Below are 17,254 nucleotides of genomic sequence, written 5' to 3'. Positions count from 1 at the left end.
GCAAGCCGCTTGCCGTTCCGGCCCCGTGCCGGCGGTGGGATTGTTCAGTGCGCATTTGCTGGGGACTCTGTCGTTTTCACCCCGGGAAACAGGAGTGCTTCATGCAGACGGCCCAGAACGAAATCACAGCCGGCGTGGCCAATCCCGCCGGCGCTGCAGCGCCCCAGCAGTCGACTGCCGCCGCTAACAGCGGCTACCAGGATCACAAGATCATCCGGCGCAACGGCGCCGTGGTGGCATTCGAGCCCAGCAAGATCACGGTGGCCATGACCAAGGCCTTCCTCGCCGTCAACGGCGGGCAGGGCGCCGCTTCCGCGCGCGTGCGCGAGCTGGTCGAGCAGCTGACGCAGGGCGTGGTGCGCGCGCTGCTGCGCAGCCGTCCGAACGGCGGTACCTTCCATATCGAGGATGTGCAGGACCACGTCGAGCTGGCGCTGATGCGCTCGGGCGAACACGAGGTGGCCCGTGCCTACGTGCTCTACCGCGAGAAGCGCACGCAGGAGCGCGCCCAGGCCAGCGCCCAGGCGGTGGCCCGCGTGCAGCAGGGCGGCGTGACGGTCAACGTCACCGACGGCGGCCAGAGCAGGCCGCTGGACCTGGCCGCGCTGCATGCGCTGATCGACAACGCCTGCAGCGGCCTCGGCCAGAGCGTCAGTGCCGAGCCGATCCTGCGGGAAACGCTGAAGAACCTGTATGACGGCGTGCCGATGAGCCAGGTCTACGACTCGGCCATCCTGGCCGCGCGTACCCTGATCGAGAAGGACCCGGACTACAGCCAGGTCACCGCCCGCATCCTGCTGCACACCATCCGCAAGGAAATCCTCGGCGCCGAGGTGACCCAGGCCGAGATGGCGACGCGCTACGCCGAGTACTTCCCGAAGTTCATCGCGCGCGGCATCCAGGCCGAACTGCTCGACGAGAAGCTGGCCACCTTCGACCTGGCCCGCCTGGGCGCGGCGCTCGACGCCTCGCGCGACTTCCAGTTCAACTACCTCGGCCTGCAGACGCTGTACGACCGCTACTTCCTGCACATCGATGAAGTGCGCATCGAGATGCCGCAGGCCTTCTTCATGCGCGTGGCCATGGGCCTGGCGCTGAACGAGGCCGACCGCGAGGCGCGTGCCATCGAGTTCTACCAGCTGCTGTCCTCGTTCGACTTCATGTCGTCGACGCCGACGCTGTTCAACTCGGGCACCCAGCGCTCGCAGCTGTCCTCGTGCTACCTGACCACCGTGTCGGACGACCTGGAAGGCATCTACGAGGCACTGAAGGAGAACGCGCTGCTGTCGAAGTTCGCCGGCGGCCTGGGCAACGACTGGACCAATGTGCGCGCGCTCGGCTCGCACATCAAGGGCACCAACGGCAAGTCGCAGGGCGTGGTGCCGTTCCTGAAGGTGGTCAACGACACCGCGGTGGCGGTCAACCAGGGCGGCAAGCGCAAGGGCGCGGTGTGCGCCTACCTGGAGACGTGGCACCTCGACATCGAGGAATTCCTCGAACTGCGCAAGAACACCGGCGACGACCGCCGCCGCACGCACGACATGAACACGGCGAACTGGATTCCCGACCTGTTCATGAAGCGCGTGATGGAGAACGCGGAATGGACGCTGTTCTCGCCGTCGACCTGCCCGGACCTGCACGACAAGGTCGGCAAGGCCTTCGAGCAGGCCTACCTGGGCTACGAGGCCAAGGCCGCCAGCGGCGAGCTGAAGCTGTTCAAGAAGATCCCGGCGGTGCAGCTGTGGCGCAAGATGCTGGGCATGCTGTTCGAGACCGGCCATCCGTGGATCACCTTCAAGGATCCCTGCAACATCCGCAGCCCGCAGCAGCACGTGGGCGTGGTGCACAGCTCCAACCTGTGCACCGAGATCACGCTGAACACCAATGAGAGCGAGATCGCGGTCTGCAACCTCGGCTCGGTCAACCTGGTGGCGCACCTGAAGCAGCAGGCCGACGGCAGCTACGTGCTCGACCACGCCAAGCTGCAGAAGACCATCCGCACCGCGATGCGCATGCTCGACAACGTGATCGACATCAACTACTACGCGGTGGACAAGGCGCGCAATTCCAACCTGCGCCATCGTCCGGTCGGCATGGGCATCATGGGCTTCCAGGACTGCCTGCACGTGCTGCGCTTGCCCTATGCCAGCGACGCCGCGGTGCAGTTCGCCGACACCTCGATGGAAGCGGTGTGCTACTACGCGTACCAGGCCTCGACCGAACTGGCCGAAGAGCGCGGCCGCTACAGCAGCTACGACGGCTCGCTGTGGGATCGCGGCATCCTGCCGCAGGACTCGCTCAAGCTGCTGGGCGAGGAGCGCGGCGGCTACCTCGACGTGGACCTGTCCTCGACCATGGACTGGGACAGCCTGCGCGCGCGCATCAAGCAGCACGGCATGCGCAACTCGAACTGCATCGCGATCGCGCCGACGGCCACCATCTCGAACATCATCGGCGTGTCGGCCTGTATCGAGCCGACCTTCCAGAACCTGTACGTCAAGTCGAACCTGTCGGGCGAGTTCACCGTGGTCAACGACTACCTGGTGCGCGACCTGAAGGCACGCGGCCTGTGGGACGAGGTGATGGTCGCCGACCTGAAGTACTTCGACGGCTCGCTGGCCCGCATCGACCGCATCCCGCAGGACCTGCGCGATATCTATGCGACGGCCTTCGAGGTGGAGCCGAGCTGGCTGGTGGAAGCGGCCAGCCGTCGCCAGAAGTGGATCGACCAGGCCCAGTCGCTGAACATCTACATGGCTGGCGCATCGGGCAAGAAGCTGGACGACACCTACAAGCATGCCTGGCTGCGCGGCCTGAAGACCACCTACTACCTGCGCACCATGGCGGCCACCCACGTGGAGAAGTCCACGGTGACGCGCGGCTCGCTGAACGCCGTGTCGTCGGGCAGCGACGGCGGCTCCGCGCTGGACGCCGCCGCGGCGTCGGCTCCGGCCATGCCGGAGGCCGAGGGCGCGGTATGCACGATGCGTCCGGGCGACCCCGGCTTCGAGGAATGCGAGGCTTGCCAGTAAGGCGGTAGGGCAGGGCACGGGCCCGCCGCAGCCGGACGGCTGCGGCGGTGCTCCCAGCCAGCACGGGCCGGTGCCGGGGTTTCCCGGCACCGGCCCGTTTCCATTGGTGCGCCGGGTTTCGGGTTGCCGGCGGCCCCGCCGTCGGCCGGCCGGGGGTCGCCTAGACTGGAACAGGAGCCGCGCCGGGCACGCGCCTGCGTCGTGCCGCGCGGCGGCATGGGGGCATATCGTGGAAGGCTATCAGATCACCCTGTACACGGTCGAAAGCCGGCGGCACCGCGGCAAGCAGCTTTCCCACTGGCTGATGGAGGTGATGCGCGACCTCAAGCTGCAGGGCGCGACGCACCTGGTGGCGGCCGAGGGCATCGGACACCATCACCGGCTGCACAGCTGGCACTTCGTCGAACTGACCGACCGGCCGGAGCAGATCACGTTGATCGCGACCGCGGCGGAGGCCGATGCCCTGTTCGCGCGGCTTGCCGAGGAGCCGGTGGAGATCTTCTATACGCGTTCTCCGGTGGAGTTCGGCCTCGCAGGCGGCGGGGCGCGCGCGCATTGAGCCGGGCGTCGCCGGGGTGGCAGGCGCGTCCCAGGGCTGGTACGGGGCCGCCCTGCTCAGGCTTTCGCGGCCAGCTCCGCATCCAGCGCTTGCGCCCGCTGCACGGCCGGCCGCGCCTGGAAGCGCTCCAGGTAGGCGCCAACCGCCGGCGAGCGCGGCATCAGCTTGAAAGCGCAGATCCTGCCGAGCGCGCTGCCCCACAACACGTCCGCCGCAGTGAAGCGTTCGCCGAGCAGCCAGGGACCTGGCTGCAATTGCTGTTCGATCGCGCCGACCACGGCCTCATAGCTGCCGTAGGGCGACATGCTGGCCGGGCCCGCTTCGCGCTGCATCGCGCGATCGACCATGGCCGGTTCGAAACAGGAGCCGTAGAACACCATCCAGCGCAGGTAGGCGCCGCGCAGCGGATCCCCCGGCGCGGGCGACAGGCCCCGCTCCGCGTAGAGTTCGGCGAGGTACAGGAAGATCGCGGCCTGCTCGGTGACGATGCTGTCGCCGTGGCGCAGCGCGGGCACCTTGCCCATCGGGTTGAGCGCCAGGTAGGCCGGTTCGCGTTGCTGCATGGCCTTCAGGTCGAGTACCTGCAGCGTGTGCTCGGCCTGGAGTTCCTCGATCAGGATGCGCGCGCCGGCCGAGCGGCTGTTAGGGGCGTGGAACAGCGTAATATGACGATTCGTAGACATCGCGGACTCCGCAGGAACGAGGTGAGGGAAGAACTCCGGATTGTTTTTATAGGCGTGCGCGTCCTTCCGGTCTTGGAAAAATGCGCATGAGCACGCCGCTGCGGCCCGTGACCGAACGGCCCAAGGGCGTTGTCGCGCCAACGTCGGCCAGCCGAAAATTCCGCCTGGCGCGCTACCAGCCGCCGGCCGGCCTGGCAGCCTTTCTCGACCATGCCTGGCTGGTGGAGTGGGATCTGCGCGGCCAGCCTGCCTACACGCAGCGAACCTTGCCCTATCCCTGCGTCAATCTCGTGTTCGACGCCGGCCGCACTGCGCTCTTCGGCGTGGTGCGCGGCGCCTTCGACTACACCTTGGCTGGCCGGGGCCGCGCGCTGGGCCTGCGATTCCGTCCCGGCGCCTTCCGCGCCGTGCTGGGCCGGCCCGTGCACACCGTCACCGACCGCGTGCTGCCGTTGCCGGCGGTATTCGCCGGTCTCGATGACGAGGCGGCTGCCGGCTTCGAGCGCGCGGTGCTCGAAGCCGGAGACGATGCCGCCATGGTCGCTGCCGCGGCGGACTTCCTGCAGCCCCGCCTGCCGCCGCCGGATGCGCGCGTGGAGAGCCTGCAGGCCATCCTGGCGCAGGCCGCCGGGGATGGGCTGCTGACCCGGGTGGAAGCGCTGGCGGAGCGGGCCGGCATGAGCGTGCGGGCCCTGCAGCAGTGCTTTGCCGACTATCTGGGCGTGAGCCCGAAGTGGGTGGTCCGGCGCTACCGGCTGCATGAAGCCGCCGACCGGCTGGCGGGCGGCGAAGCGGTCGACCTGGCACAACTGGCGCAGAGTCTCGGCTACTACGACCAGGCGCACTTCACGCGCGATTTTCAGCGTCTGGTGGGCCAGCCGCCGCACGCCTATCGCCGCCAGGAGGCGGGAGCCTGAACGGCGGCAGCGGCCGGTGCGGGCACAAGAAAAAAGGCGACGCCAACGGCGTCGCCTCGTTCGGGCTTCCGGTCCGGCGCGGCGCCGGACCCGTGCCGATCAGTCCCAGGACAGCGCGCCGCCGGTCTGGTACTCGATCACGCGCGTTTCGAAGAAGTTGCGCTCCTTCTTCAGGTCGATCATCTCGCTCATCCAGGGGAACGGGTTCTCCTCGTTCGGGAAGAGCGCTTCGAGGCCGATCTGCTGGCAGCGGCGGTTGCAGATGAAGCGCAGGTAGCCCTTGAACATCGGCGCGTTCAGGCCCAGCACGCCGCGCGGCATGGTGTCCTCGGCGTAGCGGTATTCCAGGTCGACGGCCTTCTTGAACAGCTCGGTGATCTCGGCCTTGAACTCGGCGGTCCACAGGTGCGGATTCTCGAGCTTGATCTGGTTGATCAGGTCGATGCCGAAGTTGCAGTGCAGCGATTCGTCGCGCAGGATGTACTGGTACTGCTCGGCGGCGCCGGTCATCTTGTTCTGGCGGCCCATCGCCAGGATCTGCGTGAAGCCCACGTAGAAGAACAGGCCTTCCATGATGCAGGCGAACACGATCAGCGACTTCAGCAGCTTCTGGTCGTTCTCGGGCGTGCCGGTCTTGAAGGACGGGTCGGTCAGCGTGTCGATGAAGGGGATCAGGAACTCGTCCTTGTCGCGGATCGACGCCACCTCGTGATAGGCGTTGAAGACCTCGGCCTCGTCCAGGCCCAGCGACTCCACGATGTACTGGTAGGCGTGGGTGTGGATGGCCTCCTCGAAGGCCTGGCGCAGCAGGTACTGGCGGCATTCCGGCGCGGTGATCTGGCGGTAGGTGCCCAGCACGATGTTGTTGGCGGCCAGCGAGTCGGCGGTGACGAAGAAGCCCAGGTTGCGCTTGATGATGCGGCGCTCGTCCTCGGTCAGGCCGTTGGGGTCCTTCCACAGCGCGATGTCGCGCGACATGTTGATTTCCTGCGGCATCCAGTGGTTGGCGCAGCCGGCCAGGTACTTTTCCCAGGCCCACTTGTACTTGAAGGGCACCAGCTGGTTGACGTCGGTGGAACCGTTGATGACGCGCTTGTCGGCGGCATTGACGCGGCGCTTGCTCTGCGCGGCGGCGGCGTTCGGGTTGTCGCCCAGGATGCCACCCGGCTGCGTGGCGGCCGGCGGCAGCGTGCCGAGCTGGTCGGCGCTAGACGGCGCCGCTTGCAGCGCGGGTTGCGGGGCAGGCTGCGGGGCAGCCTGCGGGGTGGCTTGAACGTCATCGTCCCAGCTCAGCATGGCGATTCTCTCCGTGGATGCTTTTCGGTTGCGGACGGTGTCGCGCGCCTTGGCGCGGCCGTCGCTGCGGTTATCCGCCGGCCTGTGCCAGCGGTGCGGTCCGTGCAGCGTGCTAGCCGCTACGGCCTGTGTCGGTGTCACTTCGGCGAGGGTCGTGGCAGGCGCTCGGATGGGACCACGGCATGGCTTGTCGCATTGCTGCTCCCTCGTGAAGTGGATGCCGGGATTCTAGCATCGGGGTCCGGTACGGAAAAGGAAAAAAGCGGAAATAAACACTATCCGTAGTCTGGTCTGGATGTTCTGCCACTATCCCTAGTGTCGATGGTGGTGGCTATGGGCCGCCTGCCGGCTGCCGCCGGGCCGCCTGGGCAAAGGGCTGGCGGCCCGCGCAGCAACCGCGTGGAGCGCGGGCCGGGGTACTACCCGTAGTAGTACCCCCGGGGCAGGTGCCCCGGCGCGCGTCAGACTTCAGGCGCTGCGCTCGCCGCCCAGTGCCCCGACCAGGTCGCCCAGCAGGCCGGACAGTTCGCCGGCCATCAGCGTGAAGTCGGCGTCGAAACGCTCGTCCTCGTCCTGGGCGCCGCTGTCGGCCTGTTCCTTGATGATGTCCAGCGGTGCCACGCGCTTGACCGCCAGCGACTCGGTCAGCACGAAGGAAACGCGGTCGTTCCAGGTCATCGCCAGGCGCGTGCAGCGCTTGCCGGCGGCGATATGGCGGCGCAGGTCTTCCGGGTCGAGCGGATGGCGCACGTAGCGCACCGTGGCCTTGCTCTCGTTGCTCGATTGCAGCTCGATTTCCTGGTCCACCGAGAAGCCGGCGGGCGCGGTGTCGGTCGCCAGCCAGTCGGTCATGGCGGCCACCGGCGACTGGTTGACCTGCAGGGTCTGCATGGCCAGGCCGTCGATGGCCTTGAACAGCAGCCCGCGCACTTCGTCCGCCTTGGCCGGCGCGGCGGCGTCGATGGCCAGCCAGCCGTTGACGGGATCGATCCACACGCGCGTGTCGCGCCGGATGCTGAAGGCACGCGGCAGCAGTTCCTCGGTGACCTGGTCCTTGAGCTCGCGCAACTGTTTGCGGCCAGGCTTGAAGCCTTGCTGTTCCTCGATCTCGGCGGCGCGCGCCTTGGTCACCTGGTTGACGACGGTGGCGGGCAGCAGCTTCTTCTCGGCGCGCATGGTCAGCAGCATCTGCTTGCCCACCTGGTGCACGAGGGCACCGTTCTCGCGCGGCGATGCCCAGCCCTGCGTCTGCATCTCCAGGCTGGTGCCCGGATAGAAGGCATGCTTCGACAGGCAGGCTTCGACGTCATCCGCGCTGAGGGACCAAGGCGCGCTCAGGCGGTGCAACTGCAGGTTCTTGAACCACATAGAGAATTCGGCCAAAGGGACGAATTCTATCCGTTCGCGCGGCGGGCGCGGCAATGTGCTTGCCGCGCCGCGCGAACGTCCCGCGCATGGGACCGGAGGGAGGCCCGGCTACAGGTCCATCTTGGAGATCTTGCTGCCTTCGAGGTTCAGGCCAGCCATCAGGCCGGCGTTGGTGACGACGAAGCCCACCACCGGCTGCTGCGCGGTGTTGGTGTCGAGCACGCCGTTGGCGCCGACCTTGGCCAGCGCGACCGTGGCGTCGACGCCGGCGGTCCAGCCCTGGCTGGCGACGAACTTGTCGAGCGCCTCCTGGGTCATGAACATCAGGATGATGGCCTTGGACTGCGCGCCGATCTGCCAGCCCACCGAGCCTGCCACGATGTTGTAGTAGCCGCGCGTGCTGCCGCCCACGCGCAAGGCACCGTCGCCGTACTGGCCGCCGACGATGAAGCCGGCGGAAACCGCGTTGGGGAAGACCAGGATGCCGCGCGAGCGTGCCGCCAGTTCGCGCGAGCCGCTCACGCTGCCATACAGCTTGTCGAGCGAGCCGTCGACGGCGGCATTGATCTCGCGGCGCTTGGCCACCTTGTCCGTGGACGCGCTGTTCGAGGTGGTGGTGCAGGCGCCGAGCAGCATGCCGGATGCCGCCACCGCCAGTCCGGTGCCGATTGCCAGAAACGATCTCCGTTGCATTGTCATTCTCCTGTTGATGGAACCACAATCCACGCCGCGCCGCCGCCAGCGCACCGGCGCGCTCCCCGCTGATTCCTGCATGTCTTCGGCACGCTGCCGGCCCCGGGCCTGCCTGCGTCCCGAAGCGATGGCGAGAGCCTGGGCCGCCACACAGCGCGACGGGTTCCAGTATCCAGCATTTCGCGCGGCCCGGTTCCCGCGGTGGCGGCTGGGTTTGATCCAGGACACGGGGCGGCCGCCGCGGTGGCCGGATCTGCCCTTCGCAGTCTACAAAGCCGTGCGCCGGCGCGCTGTAGGACAGTGTCTGGAATTGGCCGCGGATGCGTCCTACGCCCGTGGGGTGGCGCCAGCCGCGCTGCGGCGCGGGCCTGATCGGTAAGACTTTGTACCGTCAGGGAACCCTGCCCCGGTGCACCGGTCGATGGAGCATGAAACTCGCTCCCATACTCCTCGCCGCCGGCTTGCTGGCGACCGCCTGCGCGTCGCGCCCGCCGGTCGATGGGCAGGCTCCACAGTCTGCCAATGAGTCCGCCAATGCGCATTGGCAGGCGTTGCGCGGTGACTACACCGACTGTGCCCGGCGGCAGGCGGATGCCGAACTCCCGCGCAGCGGCACGGCCCAGGCACTGGCCGACGATGCGCTGAAGGCCTGCCGCGCCCAGCTGGAGGCAGTCCGCGTCGCCTTCCGCGATTACCTGGATGCACAGATGGTGTCTTCGCACGGCCGCGATTCGGCACGCCAGGCCGCCAACCAGGTCGGCCGCGATACCGAAGCCAAGACGCGTGCCTATCTGGTGCGCTATATCGAGAGCGAGCGGTCCCGTACCGCGCGCTGAAGAGCCCTGAGGAGCCCTGTGCCCGCCGGGCTGGTCCATGTATTCAAGACCCAACACCCAAGGCCAGGCCTCTAAATCATGGCGAGCGCGGACGGGCCGGCGGGCGGCACGAACAAGGTATCGAGTTCGGCCAGTTGGGCCGCGTCCAGCCGGAGCGCCAGCGCGCCGGCGTTGTCGCGCACCCGCGCGCGATTGGCCGATTTCGGGATGGCGATCACGCCCGGGCGTGCCAGCAGCCATGCCAGTGCCGCCTGCGCGGGGGTGATCCCGTGCCGCGTCGCGAATCCCGCCAGCGACGGGCGGCGCAGCAGCCGGGCCTGCTCCAGCGGGGAATAGGCCATCAGCGGCACCTGATGCTCGCGCAGCCAGGGCAGCAGGTCCCATTCGATGCCGCGTCGACCCAGGTTGTACAGCAACTGGTTGGCGGCGACGTCCCGTCCGCCCGGGACTGTCCATAGTTCCTGCATATCGTCCAGGTCCAGGTTGCTGACGCCGAAGTGGCGGATCTTGCCGGCCGCGCGCAGCGCCAGGAAGGCTTCCATGGTCTCGGCCAGCGGTACCTGGCCGCGCCAGTGCAGTAGGTAGAGATCGATGCGGTCGGTGCCCAGGCGCCGCAGGCTGCGTTCGCAGGCGGCCACCGCCTCGCGCCGGCCGGCGTGGTGCGGGTAGACCTTGCTGACCAGGAAGACACCGTCCCGGCGTCCGGCGACGGCCTCGCCGACCAGTTGCTCGGAGCGGCCCTCGCCGTACATCTCGGCGGTGTCGATCAGGGTCATGCCCAGGTCCAGGCCGAGGCGCAGTGCCGCGAGCTCTTCGGTGCGTGCGCCGGGGTCTTCGCCCATGTTCCAGGTGCCCATGCCGAGCGCGGGCACCGCCTCCCCTCCGGGCAGGATGACTGTCTGCATACGGATTTCCTGTCAGGTCGGTGCAGCGCGTGCGCGCCCACCGCGCCCACGCCGCACATTCCCACATGGTAGTCGGATGCGAGATCGCGCGCCGCGCCGGGTCAGCCGTGCTGGTGGCGGTATTCCTGCGTGAGCCCGCCGTAGCCGTAGGCCGCGGCGCGCGCGTCGATGACGTGGATGTAGGAGCAGGGATGGACCTTGCCGATCAACTCGGACAGGGCCGCGAACGCCTTGCGCAGGAACTCGGCCTTCTCGGCCTTGGTGTTGGTCTCGTCGGTCACGCTGATGTCGAGATGGAAGGCGTTACGGTCCTGCTCCGCCAGAGAGCGGCCGCCGATGATCCAGTCGGCGTGCGCGACGTAGCGGACCGTGATGGCGATCACCTCGGGCTTCTTGCCGAGTACGCGCTGGGTGAGATCGGCCACTGTGGCTGCGCTGCGGCGCGTGAGCGTGGCGTCCGGCGTGCCCGAGATCTGCAGGTCGATGTGCGGCATGGTGATGGCTCCGGTGGCGTGCCCGCTGGCGGGCAGTGGGTTGGGATGGGTTCATTCTAGGGAGGCCATATCCATCGGAAAAGCGGGAAGATGCGATAACATCTATCGGAGAATCTGGATCATGGGGGCTGCAATGCGTGGGTTCGATCTCGACCAGTTGCGTACCTTCGTCACGGTCGCGGAGGCAGGCAGCCTGTCGGCTGCCGCACCGAGGCTGTACCTTTCGCAGTCCTCGGTGAGCGAGCAGCTGCGCAAGCTGGAAGCGCGCGCCGGCGTGCCGCTGCTGACGCGCGGCAAGCAGGGCGCAGTCCCCACGCCGGCGGGCCGGCGCCTGCTCGAGCATGCACGGCGTATCCTCGCCCTCAGCGAGATGGCGCTGCAGGACCTGCGCGGGCAGGGGCTGGAAGGCGAGCTGCGCCTGGCGGTCACCGACTACTTCCGGCCCGGCGAGATCGCGGCCATGCTGCGCGGCCTGCGCGAGCGCTACCCGCAGTTGCGGCTGCACGTGACGGTGATGAAAAGCGCGATGATCGAAGCCGAGGTGGATGGCGGCAGCTTCGACATCGGCTTGTCGATGCGGCTGGCACCGGCGGCGCAAGGGCGCGCCCGCCCGCGCGATGGCAGCCGTCGCACGGGCAAGACCGGGGCGGGCACGGTGCTGCGGCGCGAGACCCTGGCCTGGGTCGCGGCGCCAGGCGATAGCGAGGCATTGGGCGTGCCCTTGCCGCTGGTGCTGCTGCCGGACACCTGCTCCCTGCACCAGTATGTGGTGCAGTTGTTGCGGCGGCGCCGGCTCGAGTATGTGGTGATGCACTCGGCTTCCGGTGTCGCCGGCCTGCAACTGGCGCTGGCGGCCGGCCTCGGCCTGTCCTGCCTCAATGCCTCGGCGATCGGACCGGGCATCGCCACGCTGGATGCGCGCACGCAGGCGCGTCTGCGCCTGCCGCCCTTGCCGCCGGCGGAGTTCTTTCTGCTGCCGGCACGCGCGGGCGAGGCGCCACTGGTCGGGCAGGTGCGCGCGGCGCTGGCGGAACAGCTCGGCTAGACGCCGGCGCAGGCCGGTACGCCGTGGCGCTGACGCTTAGGCCTTGACCGGGTCTCGCTCAGGTCTCGCTCCACTGGCGCAGCAGGTTGTGGTAGCAGCCCACCAGGGTGCGGCGGGCGACCGCATCGGCATCGCTGGCATTGAGCCGTTGGATGGCATTGTCGAGGTCGAACAGCAGGCTGCGCTGCATGTCGTCGCGCACCAGGCTCTGGATCCAGAAGAAGCTCGCCACGCGCACACCGCGTGTGACCGGCGTGACTTGGTGCAGGCTCGTGGCCGGGTAGACCACCAGGTCGCCGGCATCGAGCTTGACGCTGTGCATGCCGTAGGTGTCCTCCACCTGCAATTCGCCACCGTCGTAGCTGGCCGCGTCGGACAGGAACAGCGTGGCGGAAATATCGGTGCGCAGCTTGCGGCCGTCGTGCGGGTGGATGCGCACGCCGCCGTCCACGTGCGGGCCGAAGGTCATGCCCTCGCCGTAGCGGTTGAACATCGGCGGGTAGACGATATTCGGCAGCGTGGCGCTGATGAACAAGGGGTGCCGCTCGAGCACGCCGAGGATCAGGCGCTGGCAGTCCTGCGCCACTTCCGTGCGCTCGTCGATCTGCTGGTTGGATTTGACCGGCGCGCCGGAGTAGCCTGCCGAGACGCGGCCATCGACCCAGGCCGCGCCGGCCTGGTCGAGCCGGCCGCGCAGCGCCGCCAGCTGTTCGGCGTCGAGCACTTTGGGAATGCGGAGCAACATGCGGATTCTCGCGGGTTCTGCTGCGTTCCGGCCTCGAGGGCCGGGCAGGCGCCGGACGGGCCGTGGCGGCCCGCCGCGGCGCTTGCTTACATGCGGTAGACGAAGGACAGCATGGCGGTGCGGCCGGTGCCTGGCACCGCGCGCCCGCCGTCCGACGGGATCAGCGCATCGTAATACTTCTTGTCGAACACATTGAACAGGTTCAGGCGCACGTCGTACTTCGGCTGGTGATACGCCACCATGGCGTCCCAGCGCACGTAGCCGCCCACCTGCACGGTATCGGTATTGTTGGCGAAGCGCTGCGACATATAGTATGCGCCGCCGCCGACCTCCCAGTCGGGCAGCACGCGGTAACTGCTCCACACCGTCGCCGTGTGCTTGGGCGTGTTGGCCGGCACCATGCCCTGGGTACCCGCGCCGATGCCATTGGTGATCTGAGCGTCGAGATAGGTGTAGCCGGCGAACACCTGCCACTTGCTGGTGATGCGGCCGGTGGCCCCGGCGCGGAAGCCACGCACGCGGATCGTGCCGGTCAGCGCGTAGGTGGTGGAGTCGATCTGCGTGCGCGCATTGTCCTTGGTGATCTGGAACAGTGCCGAGTTGAGCGACAGGTCGCCGCCCATCAGGTCCCACTTGCCGCCGACCTCGTAGGCCTTGTTCTTCTCGGGATCGAGGTTCTGCTGGCCGACGGTCGCGGTCAGTTGCTCCAGCGACGGGTTGAACGAAGTGCCGTAGGAGACATAGTAGGACTGTGCCTCGGTCGGTTGCCAGATGCCGCCCAGGCGCACGCTGGTGAAGTTGACCGTCTGCTGGGCGTTGGCCAGCGCCGTGCTGAAGTAAGGCGCGCCCGCGCTGTTGCCGGAGTTGATCGAGTTGGTGACGCTGGCGATGAAGCGGTCGTAGCGCAGGCCGGCCACCGCCTTCCAGTGCTTGTTGAACTCGATCGAGTCGTTGACGTAGGCCGCGATGGTGTTGGACGAGCCGCCCTGCAGGTTGCCGGGCGTGCTGGCCACGCTGGACGGCGAGGCCGAGTAGCCCGGACTGGCCAGCGGCTCGCAGGCGGCGTAGCCGGTGGTGGCGGCGGTGGTGCCGTTGACCAGCGGCACGCCGTTGCAACTGCCGTCGCGGTAGTAGTTCTGGTTGTTGTAGCCGTCGTGGCCGAACTCGGTGCCGAGCAGCAGCGTGTGCTTGACCGGTCCGGTGTCGAAGTTGGCGGTCAGCTCGGTCTGGTTGAAGATCGAGTAGTCGCGGATCTTGCGGTCGTGGCTCTGCAGGCGCACGAACAGCCGGTCCAGCGGCAGGGAACTGCTGGTCAGTGCAGTGAAGCCGCGCGTGCCGACCGTGCCGACCGCATTGGGCGCGGTCTCGCGGGCATCCGTCTCCACATAGTTGAACTGCGTCTGGTTGCGCAGCTTCAGGTTGGGCGAGATCTTGTGGGTGATGCCGGCGCTGAGCGAGGCGATGTCCTGGTTGGTGCGGTCATCGGTATAGCCGTAGAAGGCGTTGCGATTGACGTTGACCGGATGTCCGTTCAGGTTCGGCAGGCCGTAGTCCGGCATGTCGTGATTGTGCTGCAGCAGTGCCGACAGCGTGATCTCGGTCGAGGTGCCGATGCCTGCGCGCCAGGACGGGGCGATGCCGAAGTCCTGCACGGTCATCTCGTCGCGCGTGCTGGGTTTGCCGTTCTGCGCCATGGCCGAGATGCGGAAGGCCGAGGTGTCCGAGGTCGGCGTGTTGTAGTCGGCGGTGGCGCGCACCAGGCCGTTGGTGGTGACCGAGCCGCTGACTTCGGTGGCGGCCTTCAGCGAGGGCTTCTTGCTGACCTGGTTGATCACGCCGCCGGTGGAGCCGCGGCCGAACAGCATCGAGGAGGGGCCCATCAGCACTTCCACTTCTTCCAGCGCGAAGGTGTCGCGATAGTACTGGCCGCGGTCGCGGAAGCCGTCCAGGTAGATGTCGGTGCGGGCGGTGAAGCCGTTCAGGTTGATGTTGTTGCCGATCTGGCCGCCTTCTGCGGCACCGATGGTGATGCCGGGCACGTTGCGCAGGGCGTCGGCCAGCGAGCTCGCGCCCTGTGCCTGCATCAGCGCCTGGTTCACCACCGTGACCGACTGCGGCACGTCGTGCAGGTCCTCGGGCAGCTTGGAGATGCTGTTGTGGACGGCGTTGTAGTCGTCGCGGCTGCCGCTGCCCTGCACGACCACTTCCTTCAGCGTGCCACCGGCTGCGGCGGGCGCCTGCTGGGCCTGCGCCGCTTGGGGCGGCCGTGTGGATGGGTCCTGCTGGGCGTGAACGGCGACGGGGGCGGCGAAGAGGGCGAGCAGCGCGGTGGCGATCGGTGTGCGGCGGTTCATGTCGGTGGTCTCGTCTGCCCGGCCATGAACGAGACCGACGGGATCATCGCGATCCCGCGGCGCTCACGGATCCGGGCTGCGGGCGGAAACGGCGGAGTATGCAAAAGCGGCGAAGCGCAATATAAATGCGAATGATTTTCGTTGCAATTTGCGTTGCGGTGACGAGACAGACAATATAATCCGTGCTTGAATGTATCTATATATGGTCATTTGACGTCAATATCGATACAAAAATGGGAGCGCAGCTTTTGGAAGTGGCCCATGAGTTGCTCCCATGCCGCACCAGGCCCGGGCTGGCAAAGAAAAGGCCCGCTCGGGAGCGGGCCTCGTGCAGACAAGGGCCACATATTGTGGCCGCTTCGGGTGCGGATTAATCGGCGCTCATGTTCGCATTCTTGGCAATGCGGCCGAGGCGCTCGCGTTCGGATTTGATGAACGCCACGAAGCTCTCCACCGAGCCGCCCGCCGGCTCGATACCGTTCGGCAGCAGGCGCTCCCGCGTTTCCTGCGTCTGCATGGCTGCAGTCATCTCGGCATTCAGCTTCTTGACGATGGCCGGATCGGTCCCCTTGGGCGCGAAGATGCCGGCCCAGTGTCCGATGCGGACCTCGGGCATGCCCTGCTCGGCGGTGGTCGGGATATTGGGCGCGGCGCTCATGCGCTTGTCCCAGGTTGCGCCGAGCGCCTTCAGCTTGCCGGCCTTGATCTGCGGGAGTACCACCACGCTGGCTTCGGACGTCGCCGCGACCTGGCCGCCGATCACTGCGGTGATGCTCTCCGAACCGCTCTTGTAAGGCACCGGCGTCAGCGCCGCGCCCTTCTCCTTGAGCATCTCCTCGACGAAGTGGGGCGTGCTGCCGCTGCCGGCGGTGGCGAAGTTGACGCCGCCGGGCTGCTTCTTCGAGTAGGCCACCAGCTCCTTCAGGTTGTTGGCCGGCAGCGACGGTGCGGCGACGATGACCGACGGGCTCACGGCGATCAGCGACACCGGCACCAGGTCATCCGAGGCATACGGCATCTTGCTGCGGATCAACTCGTTGGTCACGGTGCCGACCGCGCCGACCAGGAAGGTGTAGCCGTCCGGCTTGCTCTTGGCGACATAGTCGGCGCCGACGATGCCGCCGGCGCCCGGACGGTTCTCGATGATCACGGTCTGGCCGAGGCGTTTGCTGACCGCGTCCGCCGCCGCGCGTGCGACCAGGTCGTTGGCGCCACCGGGTGTGAACGGCACGACGAACTTCACGACGTGCGCCGGCCAGGCATCGCTGGCGTGGGCGGTGGTGCCCGGCACGAAGGCGGCGGCGAAGATGGGGGTGGCGAGGGCCAGGGCACGGCCGGTGGCGGAAAGGCGCATCAGGGTCTCCTTGGACTGTTCTGGGATGACCGCGCGCGAGGATTGCCGGAGGGGCAGGAAGCGGCTCGCGCGCGGGACCGAGGGATCTTACCCAGCGAAGCTGTCAATCCGCTGAATGCCCGGACGGCCAGGCCGGACCGGCCGGCGCTGCCGATGCGGCGGCGTGCGGGCGCATCGGCGGGCCGCGCCCCGTTCAGCGTTCGCGCACCCAGGTCTGGGTGCGGCCGAGCAGGCTGATGCCGATGAAGCCGCGCACGTTCAGCTTGTTGCCATTGTCGGCGAGCGACATCTTGCTCTTGTAGACCTTGCCGTTCTCCGGGTCGAGGATCTCGCCGCCGCTCCATTCGTTGTCTCCGGACTTGCGCAGGCCGGTCAGGATCGTCATGCCGATGATGGGCTGGTCCTTGCGCGCGTCGGTGCACTTGTCGCACACCTTCGACTTCACCTCGTCCTCGACGAAGCTCTTGATCACCTTGCCGCTGTAGACGCCTTCCTTCTCGCTGATCTCCACCAGCCCACGCGGCTTGCCGGTGCTGTCGTCGATGGTCTTCCAGATCCCGGCCGGGTTGGACTGCGCAAAGGCGGCGGCGCTGCCGAGCAGCGCTGCGACGAACATCGCGGCGCGAATGCCGCGGGTGATGCCATGGGAAGGGTGATGACGCATCGGGATCTCCTGTTCTGGTTGCATGGCCGGCGCGCGGCCCGGCGCCGCGTTCCATCGGGCCTCGCCTGCCTGGCAAGGCGCGCGGGAAGGGGCGCGCTCGCCAATCTACTGGCGGGGGCGCAGGACTGCAATCTGGGCCGCCGTATGCAAACGCACTGCCCGGTCTTCACCCGCTGGCCCGGAACGGCCGTGCGGCGCGGCTTCCGGGCTTCTCGTGGTGCAGCAAAGCCGAGCCGGTTGCGCACTGGAGGCATCCCTCTAAGCGAGGGGCCGCTGTTGCGCCGGTGCGTCCCCGCCCGCGTCGGAGCT

Annotated in this window: 15 protein-coding genes; 5 read left to right on the top strand and 10 right to left on the bottom strand. The window is 67.8% G+C overall.

Annotated elements, in window-relative coordinates:
• Positions 1-101: 101 nt before the first annotated feature.
• A complete protein-coding gene (locus tag BKK80_RS18375) occupies positions 102-3,032 on the top strand; it encodes a ribonucleoside-diphosphate reductase subunit alpha (RefSeq protein ID WP_071015523.1) in 2,931 nt (976 codons plus the stop codon).
• 229 nt (positions 3,033-3,261) lie between these two features.
• Positions 3,262-3,591, top strand: coding sequence for a DUF190 domain-containing protein (locus BKK80_RS18370; protein ID WP_071015521.1), 330 nt, complete (start codon positions 3,262-3,264; stop codon positions 3,589-3,591).
• Positions 3,592-3,647: 56 nt separating this feature from the next.
• Here the strand turns inward: BKK80_RS18370 and BKK80_RS18365 are convergent, their stop codons facing one another.
• A complete protein-coding gene (locus BKK80_RS18365) occupies positions 3,648-4,274 on the bottom strand; it encodes a glutathione S-transferase family protein (protein WP_071015519.1) in 627 nt (208 codons plus the stop codon).
• Between the two features lie 86 nt (positions 4,275-4,360).
• Between BKK80_RS18365 and BKK80_RS18360 the strand changes: the two genes are divergently transcribed.
• Positions 4,361-5,191, top strand: coding sequence for an AraC family transcriptional regulator (locus BKK80_RS18360; RefSeq protein WP_071015518.1), 831 nt, complete (start codon positions 4,361-4,363; stop codon positions 5,189-5,191).
• Between the two features lie 99 nt (positions 5,192-5,290).
• Here the strand turns inward: BKK80_RS18360 and BKK80_RS18355 are convergent, their stop codons facing one another.
• The 3 genes from BKK80_RS18355 to BKK80_RS18345 form a co-directional block, all read right to left on the bottom strand.
• The gene (locus BKK80_RS18355) at positions 5,291-6,487 is read right to left on the bottom strand and encodes a ribonucleotide-diphosphate reductase subunit beta (RefSeq protein WP_071015516.1); all 1,197 of its coding nucleotides are present in this window, start codon (positions 6,485-6,487) and stop codon (positions 5,291-5,293) included.
• Between the two features lie 468 nt (positions 6,488-6,955).
• Complete coding sequence (locus tag BKK80_RS18350) at positions 6,956-7,855, bottom strand: recombination-associated protein RdgC (protein ID WP_071015514.1); 900 nt, start codon at positions 7,853-7,855, stop codon at positions 6,956-6,958.
• Positions 7,856-7,963: 108 nt separating this feature from the next.
• A complete protein-coding gene (locus tag BKK80_RS18345; RefSeq protein ID WP_071015512.1) occupies positions 7,964-8,548 on the bottom strand; it encodes a BPSL1445 family SYLF domain-containing lipoprotein in 585 nt (194 codons plus the stop codon).
• A gap of 428 nt (positions 8,549-8,976) precedes the next feature.
• Between BKK80_RS18345 and BKK80_RS18340 the strand changes: the two genes are divergently transcribed.
• A complete protein-coding gene (locus BKK80_RS18340; RefSeq protein WP_071015510.1) occupies positions 8,977-9,384 on the top strand; it encodes a hypothetical protein in 408 nt (135 codons plus the stop codon).
• Positions 9,385-9,455: 71 nt separating this feature from the next.
• On the opposite strand, the gene BKK80_RS18335 is transcribed toward BKK80_RS18340, so the two are convergent.
• Positions 9,456-10,289: an aldo/keto reductase gene (locus BKK80_RS18335; RefSeq protein WP_071070414.1), complete on the bottom strand. Its 834-nt coding sequence runs from the start codon at positions 10,287-10,289 to the stop codon at positions 9,456-9,458.
• 101 nt (positions 10,290-10,390) lie between these two features.
• Positions 10,391-10,783, bottom strand: a complete 393-nt coding sequence (locus BKK80_RS18330) for a tautomerase family protein (protein ID WP_071015506.1) — start codon at positions 10,781-10,783, stop codon at positions 10,391-10,393.
• Positions 10,784-10,916: 133 nt separating this feature from the next.
• On the opposite strand from BKK80_RS18330, the gene BKK80_RS18325 reads away from it, so the two are divergent.
• Positions 10,917-11,828 carry a LysR family transcriptional regulator gene (locus BKK80_RS18325; protein WP_071070412.1) on the top strand — a complete coding sequence of 304 codons (912 nt, stop codon included), beginning with the start codon at positions 10,917-10,919 and terminating at the stop codon, positions 11,826-11,828.
• Positions 11,829-11,886: 58 nt separating this feature from the next.
• Here the strand turns inward: BKK80_RS18325 and BKK80_RS18320 are convergent, their stop codons facing one another.
• The 4 genes from BKK80_RS18320 to BKK80_RS18305 all read right to left on the bottom strand — a co-directional run bounded on the left by BKK80_RS18320 (position 11,887) and on the right by BKK80_RS18305 (position 16,945).
• On the bottom strand, positions 11,887-12,573 hold the full coding sequence (locus BKK80_RS18320) for a Fe2+-dependent dioxygenase (protein WP_071015502.1): 687 nt from the start codon (positions 12,571-12,573) through the stop codon (positions 11,887-11,889).
• An 86-nt stretch (positions 12,574-12,659) separates the two neighbouring features.
• Complete coding sequence (locus BKK80_RS18315) at positions 12,660-14,927, bottom strand: TonB-dependent receptor (RefSeq protein WP_071070409.1); 2,268 nt, start codon at positions 14,925-14,927, stop codon at positions 12,660-12,662.
• Between the two features lie 370 nt (positions 14,928-15,297).
• The gene (locus tag BKK80_RS18310; RefSeq protein WP_071015498.1) at positions 15,298-16,281 is read right to left on the bottom strand and encodes a Bug family tripartite tricarboxylate transporter substrate binding protein; all 984 of its coding nucleotides are present in this window, start codon (positions 16,279-16,281) and stop codon (positions 15,298-15,300) included.
• Between the two features lie 193 nt (positions 16,282-16,474).
• Positions 16,475-16,945 carry a DUF2147 domain-containing protein gene (locus BKK80_RS18305; RefSeq protein WP_071070407.1) on the bottom strand — a complete coding sequence of 157 codons (471 nt, stop codon included), beginning with the start codon at positions 16,943-16,945 and terminating at the stop codon, positions 16,475-16,477.
• Positions 16,946-17,254 lie beyond the last annotated feature (309 nt).

Source organism: Cupriavidus malaysiensis, from assembly GCF_001854325.1.
GTDB classification, from domain to species: domain Bacteria; phylum Pseudomonadota; class Gammaproteobacteria; order Burkholderiales; family Burkholderiaceae; genus Cupriavidus; species Cupriavidus malaysiensis.
Note: the sequence above shows the minus strand (reverse complement) of the source record. Positions and strands in the feature narration are given on the sequence as shown.